Genomic DNA, 14,573 nt, shown 5'->3' with positions numbered 1-14,573 from the left:
TTGCGGCCAATGCAGACGCTCCTTCTGAGCAGCGACGACGTGGACGAGAACGCCCAGATGCCCGACGTCATCCAGGCGGTCGAGGACGCCTTCGCGGCCTACGAGCGCGGTGACGCACAGATGCCCGCCAAATCGTACATCGACCTGCCGCAGTACGACGGCGACTTCCGGTCGATGCCCGCATACCTCCTGGCCGACGACTGGGACGCCGCCGGCATCAAGTGGGTCAACGTCCACCCGAACAACCCCGCAGACTTCGACCTCCCCACAGTCATGGGGACGATGATATACTCGGACCCTGAGACCGCGTTCCCGCTCGCCATCATGGACGGGACCGAGCTCACGATGAAGCGCACCGGCGCTGCGGCCGCCGTCGCGACCGACCACCTCGCCGTCGAGGATGCTTCCTCGCTCGGTATCGTCGGCGCTGGCGTCCAGTCCTACACCCAGCTCGACGCCATCTCACAGGTTCGCGACATCGAGACCGTCATCGTCAGCGACCTGAACGACGAGGCCGTCCAGGCGTTCATCGACCGCTACGACGACGAGTTCGACGTCCGCTCGGGCTCCATCGCGGAGGCTGCCTCCTGTGACGTGCTCTCGACGGTCACGCCCGTCGAATCGCCCATCGTCTCCGCCGACGACCTCGGCGAGCACACCCACATCAACGCGATGGGCGCCGACGCGGAGGGCAAGCACGAACTCGCTGACGAGGTTCTCCTGAACGCGAAGCTCGTCATCGACGACTACAAGCAGTGCACCCACTCCGGCGAGATCAACGTCCCGTTCCACGAGGGCGTCCTCGACGACGACGACATCTACGGCGAAATCGGCCAGATCGTCACCGGGTCCAAGGAGGGCCGCACCGGCGACGACGGCGTGAGCGTCTTCGACTCGACCGGCCTCGCGATCCAGGACGTGGCCACGGCCCACGTCGTCTACGAGCACGCCGACGAGAACGACAACGGCACGCCGTTCGACCTGCTCGGCCTCAACTGAGCCGGCGCGCTTCGAGCGAACTGACCGTTCTACGTCGGACGCCCGCCCCGCTGGAGGGCGTCCATCATCTTCGACACTACCCACACGAGCGCCAGTACCGGCAGCACCGGCAGTAGCAGCAGCAACAGCAGGGCGAACATCACCCAGCCGATGAGCGACATGTCGGCGTCCGGATGCGGCCGGACCGGCGCGGTGACCGTCCGGAGCAGTCGCTTCGCCGCTGGCGCGGGTGTCGGGGCCGATTCATCGGATTCAGGCGGTGACATGCGTCCAGTAGGGGCCGCAATGAGATAGCTGATACGTGAGTCCTCGGTGAGACGGCTCACCGAGAGAGCGGGTCCGGAACTCGGGAAACCGGTTCCGAAGTGCGTCCGTCGCGGGCCTGTGCGGTGGTCCCGAACAGCTTCGTTCCGAGCCAGACGACGGCCAGCGCCGGCAGGAGCGGCAGGAGCAGGAGGCCGATGAGCAGGAACGCTGCCCAGCCGACGGAGTTCATCGCGACGTCTTCGTGTGTCTTCGACGACGGCGTGACGCTCCGGGACTCGGCAGCTGGCAGGACGGGAGTCGGTGTGTGCGACGATACCATGTAACGTGTAGGGCACCAGACGAGATACCCTCACCGGTCCGTGGAATCGGTGGTGGGTGAGGCGGGGGTGAGGCGAAGATTCTACACCGGTGAACCACTCTCCGCCACGCGCAGGGTCACTCGAGGTGGATCGCGGGCCGATACGGCAACGCCCGGCCGGCCTTTCCGGCCGGGTCGACCACGTCGTCACTGCCCTCGACGTAGATCTCGACCGCTGCGTCGAACTCGCGGCCGAGGAAGCCGGCGACGTCCCCGTAGACCTCGTCCTCGTTCACGTCCGCCAGCAGCCGGAGCGTCTCCTCGTCGCGCTCGCGGACGAGTTCGGTCAGGTCCTGCACGAGCTCGTTGACCTGGTCGCCCTTCTCGCGCAGGGCGGGGTCCTCCATGACAGTGCCCATGACCGTCCCGACGTTCGGGCCGACCTCGCGGACCGTCTCGAACACGTCGCGCTTCCAGTCGGCGGCGACGTAGACCCGGACCGTCTCCGGGTCCGTATCCGTCACGTCGACGATGTCGCGGATGTCCGCCGTCAGGCCCTTCACGAGCGTCTCCTCGGCCTCCGCGCGCGCCGAGCGCAGGCTCTCGTCGACTTCGGGCCACGGCGCGTCCTCGGCGGGGGCCCCGGTCAGGCGCTCGTGGAGTTCGTTCGCGAGGAACGGCACGAACGGCGCCAGCAGACGCAGGCGCGTCTCCAGCACGGTTCGGAGCGTCCAGCGGGCACCCTTCCGGTCGGTGTCGGTCCGGCGGCGGTACCAGCGCAGGTCCTCCTCGAAGTCGTAGAAGGCGGCCTGACTCGCGGTTCGGGTCTCGAAGCGCTCCATCGCCTCGGTCACGGTCTCGACCGTGTCCTGCAGCTTCGAGAGCAGCCAGCGGTCCTCGCGTTCGAGGTCGCGCTCGCCCTCGGTCCGCTCGATGACCGCCTCGGCGCGCCGCCAGAAGCGGTCGAGCTGGTCGCGGGTGCTCGACACCTGGTCGGCCCGCCAGTCGTAGTCCTGCCACGGCTCGGCCGAGTTCATCAGGAAGAACCGGACGGTGTCGGCACCGTACCTCTCGATGGCCTCGCCCGGGAGAACGACGTGGCCCTTCGAGGATGACATCTTCTGGCCCTCCAGCAGCCCCATCCCCATCACGGTGATTCCCTCGGGCCACTGCGGCTGGTCGAACAGCTCGGCGTGGTGGAACAGGTAGAACGTCAGGTGATTGTTGACGAGGTCGTTGCCGGAGCAGCGGTAGTCGACCGGGTACCAGTAGTCCCACTCCTCGCGGAGTTCCAGCGCCGTCTCGTTCGGCTCGTCGACCGCTTCTCGCGGCTCCGTCCCGTCGCCGCTCGAATCTTCCGAGGCGCGTTGCGCCTCGCTCCCATAGAACAGCGTGTCGAAGAACTCCCGGTCCATCTCCTCGGGGTCCACGTCCTCCAGCCGGTGGGCGATGGTGTAGTACGCCATGTAGATGGTCGAGTCCGACAGCGGCTCGATGACGAAGTCGGTGTCCCACGGCAGGCGGGTTCCGAGCCCGTAGTTCCGGATGCACGGCCACTCGTTCAGCCAGTCGACGGTGTGGTCGTACTGCTCGCGAGTGTTCTCCGGGATGGCGTCAAGCTGTGCGATGGCGTCGTGGGCCTTCTGCTTCCACTCCGCGTCGTCGTAGCGGAGGAACCACGTGTCCTGTTTGGCGACCTCGACGCTTCCGCCACAGCGACAGACGACCTCCTCGGAGAACTCCTGCATCGTGGCGAACGCGCCCGACTCGACGTACTCGGCCTTGAACTCGTCCCGGACGTCCCGGACGACCCCGCCGGCGAACTCGCCGTAGGCGTCGAGCAGGGTCCCCGAGTTGAACTCCGCGTTGTACAGGTCGTTCGTCACGTCGTGCAGGTCGGGGTCCTGACTGGACGTGATGCCGGCCTCCTCGACGGCGTGCTTCGCGGGGATGTCGCCGTAGCCCTCTATCTCGAGGATCGGGACCGGCTCGATGGCTTCGACCTCGTCGGGGTCGATGCCGTACTCGGTCATCTCCCCGGCCTCGGCCGCGGCTTTCGCCTCCTGTAGCGCCAGATAGTCGTCCGGCGAGTGTGCCGGGACCGACATCACGACGCCCGTCGCGTTGTCCGCGTCGACGAAGCCGGCGGGCAGGACGAGAACCTCGTCGCCCGTGACGGGGTTCTCGACACGGGTTCCGACGAGGTCCGCGCCCTCGTACTCGTACCGGAGCTCGACCTCGTGGCCCTGCAGCCGCAGCTTCTCTGCCGCCCGTGCGGAGACGAACCAGAGCTCGTCGTCGACCTCGGCGACGACGTAGTCGGCCTCGGGGTCGACGAAGGCGTTCGTCACGCCACGGACCGTCTCCGGTCGCAGGGTCGCCATCGGCACGGAGACAGCTGCGTCGTCGATCTCGGCACCGAACTTGACGAGCGTGTACTCCTGGAACTCGGCCTCCTCGCCCTCCAACAGGTCGTGGGTCGTCACCGGCTGGCGCTCCTCGGTGCAGTACTTGACCGGGTGCAGACCCTTCTCCAGCAGGCCGCGTTCTCGCAGCGTCTCGTACTGCCAGGTGATGAACTTCGAGTAGCGCTCGTCGTTCGTCGTGAACTCGCGCCGCCAGTCGACCGACAGTCCCAGCTGTCGCATCCCCTTCTTGTAGTGCTCCTCGATGAAGTGCCGGGCGAAACCCATCGGCGTCTCCAGCTCCGACAGCGTGTCCTCGGAGACGTTGTACGTGTTCGTCAGGACGTCGAGCTGCTTCGGTTCGCGCTTCTTGAGGCGCTCGACGGCCCCGATGATGGGTGTCCCCGTGACGTGCCAGGCGATGGGGAACAGGACGTTGTCGCCCTGCTGTCGTCGGTAGCGGGCGTAGACGTCCGGCACCGTGTAGGTCCGGGCGTGCCCGATGTGCATCCCGCCGCTCGGGTACGGGTAGGGAACCGTGACGAACGTCGACTCCTCGTCGCCGTCGGGGTCCGGCTCCGCCTCGTACCGCCCCTCCGCACGCCAGCGGTCCCGCCACTCGGACTCGAGCGACTGCGGGTCGTACTCCATGGGCGCGGATTCGCGCGGAGACGACAAAAAAGCAGTCACGGGCACCCCGCCACCGTCGGTCGGTACCGGCGCGCTGTCGGATTGAAAAGCCTTTCACGCTGCATGCCGTCGACTCACGCAACGAGACATCCATGCAGCGACAGCAGGGGTTCGACCACACACGAATCGAGCGACGATGGCAGGAGGAATGGGACGACGCGGACGTCTTCAGGGTGCCCGACGACGCCGCGGACCCGGAGTACGTCCTCGCGATGTTCCCGTACACGTCGGGGCAGCTGCACATGGGCCACGTCCGGAACTACGCCATCACGGACGCCTACGCCCGCTACAAGCGGATGCAGGGGGAAACGGTACTGCACCCGATGGGCTGGGACTCCTTCGGGCTTCCCGCCGAGAACGCGGCGAACGAGCGGGACACGAACCCCCGCGAGTGGACCGAGCGCTGCATCGAACAGATGCGCGACCAGTTCGAGTCGCTGGGCTTCGGCTACGACTGGGAGCGCGAGGTGAAGACCTGCGACCCCGACTACTACCGCTGGAACCAGTGGCTCTTCTCCCGCTTCGACGACGCCGGCCTCGTCGAGCAGAAAGCCAGCGAGGTCAACTGGTGTCCCTCCTGCGAGACCGTCCTGGCGGACGAGCAGGTCGAGGGGGACGACGAGCGCTGCTGGCGGTGTGACACCCCGGTCAGCGAGCGCGAGCTCGACCAGTGGTTCTTCCGCATCACCGAGTACGCCGACGAGCTGCTCGACTGCATCGACGAGCTCGACGGCTGGCCGACGAACGTCCGGGACATGCAGCGCAACTGGATCGGTCGCACCGAGGGTGCCGAGATACCGTTCACCATCCAGACGCCCGACGGCGAGCAGGACGTGACCGCGTTCACGACCCGACTCGACACCATCCACGGCGCGACCTACTTCGCCCTGGCTCCCGACCACCCGCTGGCCGAGGCGGCCGCCGTGCGCGATGCCGACGTAGCTCACTTCGTCGAGGAAGTCGCAGACCCAGAGGGCGACGAGCCGCAGGGCGTCGAGACGGACCTCACCGCGACGAACCCCGCGACCGGCGAGGAGCTCCCCGTCTACGTCGCCGACTTCGTCCTGAGCGACGTCGGGACGGGCGCGCTGATGGCCGTCCCCGCTCACGACGAGCGCGACCACGCCTTCGCCCAGTCACACGATATCGACATCCGGCAGGTCATCGAACCTGCGGACGACGCCGCGGCGGCGGAGGTCGACGTTCAGGAGGCCGCGTACACCGAGGACGGCGTTCTCGTCAACTCCGGCGAGTACGACGGCCTCGCCAGTGCCGAGGCCCGCGAGTCGCTCACCGCCGACCTGCCCGGCGCCGAGTCGACCGTCCAGTACCAGCTGCGCGACTGGGGCGTCTCCCGGCAGCGCTACTGGGGAACCCCGATACCCATCGTCCACTGCACCGACTGTGGCCCGGTATCGGTCCCCGACGAGGACCTGCCGGTCGAACTGCCAGAGTTCGTCCACACCACGGGCAACCCGCTGGACGCCGCAGAGGAGTGGAAGCACACCGACTGTCCCGAGTGTGGCGGCGACGCCCAGCGCGAGACGGACACGATGGACACCTTCGTCGACTCCTCGTGGTACTTCCTGCGCTTCATCTCGCCCGACCTGCTGGACGCCCCGTTCGACACCGGGCGGGCGAACGACTGGATGCCGGTCGACGAGTACGTCGGCGGCGTCGAACACGCCGTGATGCACCTGCTCTACTCCCGGTTCGTCACGAAGGCGCTCGCGGACCTCGACATGCTCGACCACCGCGAGCCGTTCGAGACGCTGGTCACGCAGGGGATGGTGCTCGGTGAGGACGGCGCGAAGATGTCCAAGTCGAAGGGCAACGGCGTCTCCCCCGAGCGCATCGTCGAGGAGTACGGTGCCGACACCGCCCGGCTGTTCGTCCTCCGGGCCGCCCGACCCGACAAGGACTTCCCGTGGAGCGAGGAGGGCGTCCGCTCCAGTCACGAGTTCCTTCAGCGACTCTACCGGCTGGCGAGCGACGTCGACCACGGCGCTACACCCGACACCGACTCGCCCGCCGCGGCCTACGTCGACCGCGAGATAGACGCGACCATCGACGCCGCGGCCGCCGAGTTCGAGGAGATGACGTTCAACCTCGCGGTCCGCGAGGTGGACGAACTCGTCACGCTGCTGGTCCGGTACCGCACCCGCGACGACGCCGACCCGGGCGTCCTCGCCCGCGGCGTCGAGACCGCGATCAAGCTGCTGGCTCCCGTCGCGCCCCACGTCTGCGAGGAGGCCTGGACCGAACTCGTCGGTGACGACGCCGAGTTCGTCGCCACCGCCGACTGGCCGGCCCCGGAGAGCGACGTCTCCGACCACGAGCGAGAGCGCACGCTGGTCGAGAACACTCGCGACGACGTGCGCCAGATAATCGACGTGGCGGGCATCGAGGACCCGACCAGCATCGACGTGGTCGTCGCACCCCAGTGGAAGCACCGGGCGCTCGAACTGGCCATCGACGCCGACGACGACGTGGTCGGCACCGTGATGCGTGACGAGGAACTCCGCCAGCAGGGCTCCGCCGCGGCCGACTTCGCGAAGGACCTCGCCGCGGAGCATCCCGGCCTCGCCGAGGCGCTCTCGCCGGACCGCGAACGCGCGGTCCTCGAGCGGGCCGCGTGGCTCGTCGAGGACGAGTTCGAGGCGCCGGTCAGCGTGCTATCAGCCGACGAGGCCGACGACAGCGTGTCGAAGAAGGCGCGTCCGGGCCGACCGGCCATCCAGATTCACGAGAACTAACGTCGCCGCGGGACCGACTCGGTGTCGGTCACTCGACCGCCGTGCCGTCACTCGATGTTGATACGGTGCCCTTCGTCTTCGGTCTGCTCTTCCTTCGGCAGCTTCACCGTCAGCGTCCCGTTGTTGTACGAAGCCGAGATACCGGATTCGTCGACGGGTTCGGGGATGCGGACGCGCCGGCTGACCGACTCGCGGCGCTCTCGGTGGACGTACCGACCCCCGTCCGCCTCGTCCTCGGTCTCCTCCCGTGTGGCGTCGATGTTGAGGGACCCGTCCGAGAAGGTGAGGTCGATATCGTCGCTCCGGTAGCCCGGCAGGTCCGCGGCGAGTTCGTACGCGTCGCCCAGGTCCTGCAGGTCGATGGGGACGCTCTGGAACGATCTCATCCCCGGTCCGGACTCGAACTGGCGGCCCATTCGGTCGAACATGTCCTCAATCTCTTCGAACGGATTTCGTCGCATCATGAAAGAAGTACTCGTTCTGACACCATAAAGGCGACTCCGGGAGACGGTGTCGGTCGGTAGACTGGTTCTTCACCGAGTCGAACGTATCCCGTACAGCGAGTACAGGACGAACAACAGACCGACGGCGACGGCGGCGGTCTGAACTGCACCGGCCACGAAGATGGACCAGCCGAGGACGTCGAACAGCACTCCTTCGATGACGGCGCCCACGCTGACGAAGACGAACCCGATGGCGACGTACAGCATGGGTTCGCTCCCGTGGGTCCGGTACCCCCGGTACGCCTGGTAGGAGACGAGCAGTCCGAGAACCACGGTGACGAGCTTTGCGATGACGAGTCCGATGTGCATGTGTTACGACCTCCGGATGTCCTCCCAGATGTTGGTGAAGCGACCAGCGGCGTCCTCCCGCCGGTTCGGTTCGACGGCCCAGGCACCGTCTTCGAGCCCGACGTCGAACCCCCGTACCGCGGTCTCGTAGACGCTCACGTGAGTTCCGCCGTCCTCGATTCGCGTTCGTTCGACGAGCAGTTCGTGGTCGACGAGTTCGTCGACCCGCCGGTAGACGGTCGACACCGACGTATCGCACACCGCGCCGAGTTCCTTCGCCGAGAGCGCCTCACGGCTCGCGGCGGCGAGGATGGTGCGAACGGTCGCGTCACCGAGCAGTGCGAGCACTGCCTCGGCGTCCTGCTCGTCGGCCACGGTATCGCCTTTCGTGTACCGAACCTAAAAGGAGGCCCTATTTTGCACCCGCTGCGAACCGTCGCAACCCCCTTCTTCCACGACCAGCAACCCCCAGAGAGAGGCGACTTCCGATGAACGATAGCGAATCCCCGACCCGACGAACCGTCCTCCGCACCGCCGGAGGCACAGCACTGCTCGCGCTCGCTGGCTGTCTCGGTAGCCAGAGCACAGGAGAGAAGACGGAAACGACCACCACGACCACCACCGGCGGCGAAGAGACGACGGCCGGCGACGGGTCGAGCAAGGAGACCGACGATGGGCACGGCGGTGACGGCCACGGCCATGGCTCGGAACTCGACGGCCCGAAGTCGGAAGCCACGGTGACGATGAAGACCACCGACTCGGGCAACCACTTCGAGCCCCACGTCGTCTGGGTCGAGAAGGGTGCGACCGTCACGTTCGAACTGGAGAGTGGCGCCCACTCGGTAACGGCCTATACCCAGGAGAACGACAAACCCGGCCGCATCCCCGAGGGCGCGAAATCGTTCGACAGCGGCACTCTCTCGGAGTCGGGTGCGACGTTCGAACACACCTTCGAGACCGAAGGCGTCTACGACTACTTCTGCATCCCCCACCACGCGATGGGGATGATCGGCAGCGTCATCGTCGGCGAACCCGCACCAGACGGCCAGCCTGGCCTGGCGAAGCCCCAGAGCTCCCTGCCGGAGAAGGCCCAGAAGAAGATAACCGAGCTGAACGAGAAGGTCGAGACGGCACTCTCGGGCGACAGCAGCGACGGCCATTCGGACGAGACGAGCCACTCTAACGGCGAGGAAACGACGAACGGAACCACCACCGACGGCCACGATCACTGATGACCCGTATCGGAGACGACCATCGTTCTCCGACCTGTTCGTCGGAATGCACTAATCTATTGCCGTCGTATCGTGTACAACGACACGATGGTCCCTACCGACACGACACGACGGTCACTGCTTCGACTCGCCACCGCCGGTTCCCTCCTCGGCCTCGCCGGCTGTCTCGGCGGCGATGACGAGGGAACGGACACCGAGACCGACCAGGACGATACCGAAACCGACCAGAACGACACCGAAACCGACGGCGGCGACGGCCACGACCACGGCGGCGACGTCCCCGACGGTCCGTCCGCCACGGCCGAGGTGAAGATGATACAGGGGTCCGGCGGGAGCAACCACTACTCCCCGCACGTCGTCTGGGTCGAGAAAGGCGGTACCGTCACGTTCGTCATGGACAGCGGGAACCACTCCGCGACGGCCTACACCGAGGAGAACGGCCAGCCCCGTCGCATCCCCGAGGGTGCGAAGTCGTTCGACAGCGGCGTCCTCACGGAGGAGGGCGCGACGTTCGAGCACAGCTTCGAGACCGAAGGCGTCTACGACTATTACTGCACGCCCCACCACGGGCTGGGGATGATAGGTAGCGTCATCGTCGGCGAGCCGAGCCCCGAAGGCCAGCCCGGGCTCGCACCGCCGCAGTCCGACCTCCCGGGCGACGCCGGTGCCGCCATCGAGAAGCGCAACGAGACGGTGAAGAAGGCGCTCTCGGGACACGGTGGCGACGGTCACTCCGAGGACGAAACGCACTCTGACGACGAAAACCACTCGGACGACGACCACCACACCGACGACGGAGAGACGAAAACGAACACCTCCGACGACGACCACGACCACAGCTGAGGTCGCGTCTCTACCGCCGACCAGCGGTTACCCCACTATCACTCCAGTACGTGCCGAACGTCGTAACTGCCGAGGACGCGCACCCAGCCCTCCGGGACCGTCTCCTCCAGCGCCGCGATGGCCTCCTTCGTCCGCTCCTCGTACAGCCCCGACTCGATGTCGATGTGGAAGACGTAGTCCCCGAGTCGCTCTCCCGAGGGGCGTGACTCGACACGGCTCAGGTTGATGTCGCGCTCTGCGAACGGTTCGAGCAGGCGGAGAAGCAGTCCCGGATAGTTCGTGTCCGGGTAGACCACGAGCGAGGTCTTCCCGCCCGCCTCGGAGCGTGCGTCCGGGGCCGCGACGACGAAGAACCGCGTCGCGTTCGAGTTCCGGTCCTGGATGTCCGACGCCAGCACCGCGACCGTCTCGTCCGCCGTCCCGGGGTGGGCGATAGCGGCGACGCTCGGGTCTTCACGGGCACGTTCGACCCCCTGGGCCGTGCTCGCGACCGGTTCCCGCGCGACGTCGGGATACTCCCTGTCCAGATACTCCCGGCACTGGGCGAGCGCCTGTGGGTGACTCGCGACCGTCTCGAACGTCTCGTCCTGTGCCAGCAGCGCGTGGCGGATGGGCGTGACGACCTCCTGGCAGACGGCCACGTCGTAGCTCGCGAGCGCGTCGAGCGTCTCCGAGACGCTCCCCTCGATGCTGTTCTCGATGGGGACGACACCCCGTTCTGCACCGCCTTCGGCGATGGTCTCGACGATACTCGTCACCGACTCGCGGAACGACACCTCGTCCCCGTCGGCGACCGCACTCGCGGCCCGATGCGAGTACGTACCGGCGGGCCCCAGCGTGACGACTGTCATACACGCCGCTACAGGATGTGTCGGGAAAAGCGCGTCGGGGAAACAGTGGTGTGACAGCGTCGGTCCGCCGCGTCAGTGGTCGAGGCTGGTATCCGTCTCGAGCGAGGTGAGCGTGAGTCGCTCGCCCTCGACGACGTCGACGTGTCGCTGCTCGATTATCGCGTTGCCGTCCTCGTCCTCGGCGACGGCGTTTCGAACGGTGCTAGAGGGAACACCGCCGTCGAGGTCGACGTGCGCCTCGCTGGCCTCGACCGAGGAGACGGTCCCGACGAGTTCGCCGTCCGCCGTGAAGACGTGCTTCCCCTCATCGCTCGCACGGAACGGTCGGTTCATACCTGGGAGTTCCCTACTGGGACACCTTAGTACTCGACCTAATCTCTTACGAGCGGGCTTCTACCCTCGAAAAATGTGGATAATCGGAAACGTCCTGCTCACCGATTCAGCGTGTGGATGGCGTGGCCGAGCGCGTTCTCGGCGGCCTCCATCACTGCTTCGGCGAGCGTCGGGTGGGTGTGGACCGTCGCGGCCACGTCCTCGAGCGTCGCGCCCATCTCGAGGGCGAGCGACAGTTCGGCGACGAGCTCCGAAGCCTCGGGACCGACGATCTGCGCCCCGAGCAGGAAGCCCGAGTCCTCGTCAGCGACGATGCGGACGAAGCCGTCGGTCTCGCCCGTCGAGAGGGCACGTCCGCTGGCCTGGAACGGGAACTTGCCGGTGACGGGTTCGAAGCCCTGCTCTTCGGCCTGCTGCTTCGTCAGGCCGACGGTGCCGATCTCGGGGTCGGTGAAGACCGCGGCGGGCATCGCCACGTAGTCGAGTGCGGCGGGTTCGCCGGCGATGACCTCGGCGGCGACTTGCCCCTCCTTCGACGCCTTGTGAGCGAGCATCGGCTCGCCGGCGACGTCACCGATGGCGAAGACGTTGTCCGTGCCCTCGACGCGGGCCTCGTGGTCGGTCTCGAGGAAGCCCTTCTCGTTCGTCTCGATGCCAGCGGCCTCGAGGTTGAGCGTGTCCGTGACCGGCTGGCGGCCGACCGCGACGAGCACCTTGTCGCAGTCGAGTTCGAGCGCTTCGGCCTCGGCCTCGGCTGCCTGACCGCCGTCGGTGGCGGCCGGGCTGGCGGTCACCGTGATGCCGCGGCCGTCGGGGCGCCGCTCCCAGTCGGAGGCGGAGTAGCCGAAGTGGAACTCGACGCCGAGGTCCTCGGCGTGCTTGCGCACGATGCGCGAGATGTCGTCCTCGTACGGGGGGAGTACGTCGTCGAGCATCTCGACGACCGTGACGTCCGTCCCGAGCTTCGCGTAGACGGTCGCGAGCTCCATGCCGATGTAGCCCGCGCCGACGACGACCATCTCGTCCGGGACCTCGTCCAGTTCGAGGGCGCCCTTCGAGGAGAGCACGTACTCCTCGTCGAACTCGAAGTTCGGTATCTGGATGGGGCGCGACCCGGTCGCGACGATGCAGTGTTCGTACTCGATGGACTCCGAACCCTGGCCCTCGCCCTCGTGGACGATGCGGACCTTGTCGTTGCCGGCGAACTCCGCCTTCCCCTCGACGAGGTTGACGCCGTTGGCCTTGCAGAGCTTCTCGACGCCGCCGGTCAGCTGGTCGACGACGCCGTCCTTCCAGTTGACCATCTGCGAGAGGTCCACGGCCGGGTTGGCGTGGATGCCCATCTCCTCGGCGGTGCCCGCGTCGTGGGCGAGCGAGGAGGCCGTGATCATCGCCTTCGACGGGATGCAGCCCCGGTTAAGGCAGGCACCGCCGTAGGCGTCCTTCTCGACGAGCGTGACGTCGAGGCCGAGCTGTCCGGCGCGGATGGCGGCGACGTAGCCGCCGGGGCCGGCGCCGATTATCAGTACGTCCGTTCCTGTCGTGACGTCTCCGACGACCATGTTATTCTAGTAGGAGGAGTTTGGGGTTCGAGAGGTACTCCTTGACCTTGTTCGTGAACTGTGCGGCGTAGGCGCCGTCGATGATGCGGTGGTCGAACGAGAGCGAGAGCGTCATGACGTGACGCGGCTCGATGCTGTCCTCGCCGTTCTCGTCGGTGACGACGCGGGGCTTCTTCTTGATGGCACCCAGCGCGAGGATGCCGACCTCGGGGTAGTTGATGATGGGCGTGGCGTACTCGCCGCCGATGACGCCGACGTTCGTGATGGTGAACGTCCCGCCCTGCATCTCGTCCAGCGCGATGGAGCGGTCGCGGGCCTTCGCGACCAGCTCGTTCATCTCCGAGGAGAGCTGGAGCATGCCCTTCCGGTCCGCGTCCTTGACGACCGGGACCATCAGACCCGCGTCCGTCGCGGCCGCGACGCCGATGTTGTAGTAGTTCTTCTGGACGATCTCGCCGTTCTCCTCGTCGAGCGACGAGTTGAGCTTCGGGAACTCCTTGAGGGCGGCCGTGACCGCCTTCATCGCGAACGGCATGTAGGTCAGCTTGATGTCCTTCGCCTCCGCGTGGGGTTTGAGCTCGCGGCGAGCTTCGACGAGGCCCGTGACGTCGACCTCGTCGTGGTGGGTGACGTGGGGGGCGGTGTACTTCGACTTCTGCATCTGGTCGCCGATTGCCTTGCGGACGCCCTTGTACGGGGTGCGCTCCTCGCGCGGGCGGTCCTCGCCGGCGGCCAGGGCCTGTGCGTCGGCCTGCTGGGCCTGCTGCTGCGCCTCGGCGTACTCCGTGACGGCTTCGGGCGTGACGAACGCCTGACCCTCGCGCTGTTCGACGGCGGGGACGGCGTTGATGTCGACGCCCTTCTCCTTCGCCAGCTGCCGGGTCGCGGGTGCCGCGAGCGTCTTCTCGCGGTCTGCGGCCTCGGGGCGCTGGATGGTCTGGGCCATCTGGCCGCCGGAGCCACCGGAATCGGTGGACGCAGATTCGGCCTCGGCTGCGCCACTGTCGGCGGCCGCCGCCTCTGCGGCGGATGCATCCGCTTCCGCCGTCGCGGGCTCCGGCTCGCCGCCGGAGTCCGCGTGTGCGCGGACGTCCTGTTCCGTGATGCGGCCCGAGGGACCGCTGCCGGAGACGTTCTCGATGTTCACGCCCAGCTCGCGGGCGAGCTTGCGGGCGCTCGGGGGTGCGAAGACGCGGCCCGAGGGCGTCTCGGGCGCTTCTTCGGCTTCCTCCTCCGCGGCCGCCTCAGCAGCATCTTCCTCGGCTTCCGCAGGTTCGTCCGCACCGACCGCATCGAGGTCGTCCTCGCCCTCGACGTTGTACACCATGATGACGTCGCCGACGGGGACCATCTCGCCCTCCTTGGCGCGCAGTTCTTTGACCGTCCCGTTGTAGGGCGAGGGCACCTCGACCAGTGCCTTGTCCGTCTCGACCTCTGCCACCGGCTGGTCCTCGGTGACGGTGTCGCCCTCTTCGACGAGCCACGATACCAGTTCGCCTTCTGCGACGCCTTCACCGACGTCGGGGAGCTTGAACTCTCGTACCAT

The 14,573-nt window shown here is 67.2% G+C and carries 14 protein-coding genes; 4 read left to right on the top strand and 10 right to left on the bottom strand.

Annotation, left to right across the window (positions count from 1 at the left end):
• Positions 1-9 precede the first annotated feature (9 nt).
• On the top strand, positions 10-999 hold the full coding sequence (locus tag ACSC1Y_RS09645; RefSeq protein ID WP_435334619.1) for an ornithine cyclodeaminase family protein: 990 nt from the start codon (positions 10-12) through the stop codon (positions 997-999).
• Positions 1,000-1,028: 29 nt separating this feature from the next.
• Here the strand turns inward: ACSC1Y_RS09645 and ACSC1Y_RS09640 are convergent, their stop codons facing one another.
• From ACSC1Y_RS09640 to leuS (ACSC1Y_RS09630), 3 genes are all read right to left on the bottom strand, one after another.
• On the bottom strand, positions 1,029-1,265 hold the full coding sequence (locus ACSC1Y_RS09640) for a DUF7535 family protein (protein ID WP_435334618.1): 237 nt from the start codon (positions 1,263-1,265) through the stop codon (positions 1,029-1,031).
• A 56-nt stretch (positions 1,266-1,321) separates the two neighbouring features.
• On the bottom strand, positions 1,322-1,585 hold the full coding sequence (locus ACSC1Y_RS09635) for a DUF7535 family protein (protein WP_435334617.1): 264 nt from the start codon (positions 1,583-1,585) through the stop codon (positions 1,322-1,324).
• Between the two features lie 116 nt (positions 1,586-1,701).
• Positions 1,702-4,620 (bottom strand): leucine--tRNA ligase, encoded by a 2,919-nt coding sequence (gene leuS / locus ACSC1Y_RS09630; RefSeq protein ID WP_435334616.1) that lies wholly within the window; start codon positions 4,618-4,620, stop codon positions 1,702-1,704.
• 131 nt (positions 4,621-4,751) lie between these two features.
• On the opposite strand from leuS (ACSC1Y_RS09630), the gene leuS (ACSC1Y_RS09625) reads away from it, so the two are divergent.
• Positions 4,752-7,415, top strand: coding sequence for a leucine--tRNA ligase (leuS, locus tag ACSC1Y_RS09625; RefSeq protein ID WP_435334615.1), 2,664 nt, complete (start codon positions 4,752-4,754; stop codon positions 7,413-7,415).
• Positions 7,416-7,462: 47 nt separating this feature from the next.
• On the opposite strand, the gene ACSC1Y_RS09620 is transcribed toward leuS (ACSC1Y_RS09625), so the two are convergent.
• The 3 genes from ACSC1Y_RS09620 to ACSC1Y_RS09610 all read right to left on the bottom strand — a co-directional run bounded on the left by ACSC1Y_RS09620 (position 7,463) and on the right by ACSC1Y_RS09610 (position 8,581).
• A complete protein-coding gene (locus ACSC1Y_RS09620; protein WP_435334655.1) occupies positions 7,463-7,876 on the bottom strand; it encodes an Hsp20/alpha crystallin family protein in 414 nt (137 codons plus the stop codon).
• Positions 7,877-7,948: 72 nt separating this feature from the next.
• Positions 7,949-8,227: a DUF7521 family protein gene (locus ACSC1Y_RS09615; protein ID WP_435334614.1), complete on the bottom strand. Its 279-nt coding sequence runs from the start codon at positions 8,225-8,227 to the stop codon at positions 7,949-7,951.
• A gap of 3 nt (positions 8,228-8,230) precedes the next feature.
• On the bottom strand, positions 8,231-8,581 hold the full coding sequence (locus ACSC1Y_RS09610; protein WP_435334613.1) for a helix-turn-helix domain-containing protein: 351 nt from the start codon (positions 8,579-8,581) through the stop codon (positions 8,231-8,233).
• A gap of 113 nt (positions 8,582-8,694) precedes the next feature.
• On the opposite strand from ACSC1Y_RS09610, the gene ACSC1Y_RS09605 reads away from it, so the two are divergent.
• Positions 8,695-9,438 (top strand): plastocyanin/azurin family copper-binding protein, encoded by a 744-nt coding sequence (locus ACSC1Y_RS09605; protein WP_435334612.1) that lies wholly within the window; start codon positions 8,695-8,697, stop codon positions 9,436-9,438.
• Positions 9,439-9,525: 87 nt separating this feature from the next.
• Positions 9,526-10,281: a plastocyanin/azurin family copper-binding protein gene (locus tag ACSC1Y_RS09600; protein ID WP_435334611.1), complete on the top strand. Its 756-nt coding sequence runs from the start codon at positions 9,526-9,528 to the stop codon at positions 10,279-10,281.
• 38 nt (positions 10,282-10,319) lie between these two features.
• Here ACSC1Y_RS09600 and pheA read toward each other — a convergent pair whose 3' ends face one another.
• The 4 genes from pheA to ACSC1Y_RS09580 all read right to left on the bottom strand — a co-directional run bounded on the left by pheA (position 10,320) and on the right by ACSC1Y_RS09580 (position 14,573).
• Entirely contained in the window at positions 10,320-11,132 is an 813-nt protein-coding gene (gene pheA, locus ACSC1Y_RS09595) for a prephenate dehydratase (protein ID WP_435334610.1), read from the bottom strand.
• 72 nt (positions 11,133-11,204) lie between these two features.
• Positions 11,205-11,465 carry a DUF8593 domain-containing protein gene (locus ACSC1Y_RS09590; RefSeq protein WP_435334609.1) on the bottom strand — a complete coding sequence of 87 codons (261 nt, stop codon included), beginning with the start codon at positions 11,463-11,465 and terminating at the stop codon, positions 11,205-11,207.
• Between the two features lie 98 nt (positions 11,466-11,563).
• The gene (lpdA, locus tag ACSC1Y_RS09585; protein ID WP_435334608.1) at positions 11,564-13,027 is read right to left on the bottom strand and encodes a dihydrolipoyl dehydrogenase; all 1,464 of its coding nucleotides are present in this window, start codon (positions 13,025-13,027) and stop codon (positions 11,564-11,566) included.
• Between the two features lies 1 nt (position 13,028).
• Entirely contained in the window at positions 13,029-14,573 is a 1,545-nt protein-coding gene (locus ACSC1Y_RS09580) for a dihydrolipoamide acetyltransferase family protein (RefSeq protein ID WP_435334607.1), read from the bottom strand.

It is taken from the genome of Haloarchaeobius lipolyticus (assembly GCF_051208015.1).
GTDB lineage: Archaea > Halobacteriota > Halobacteria > Halobacteriales > Natrialbaceae > Haloarchaeobius.
This window is presented reverse-complemented; position numbering and strand designations above follow the sequence as displayed.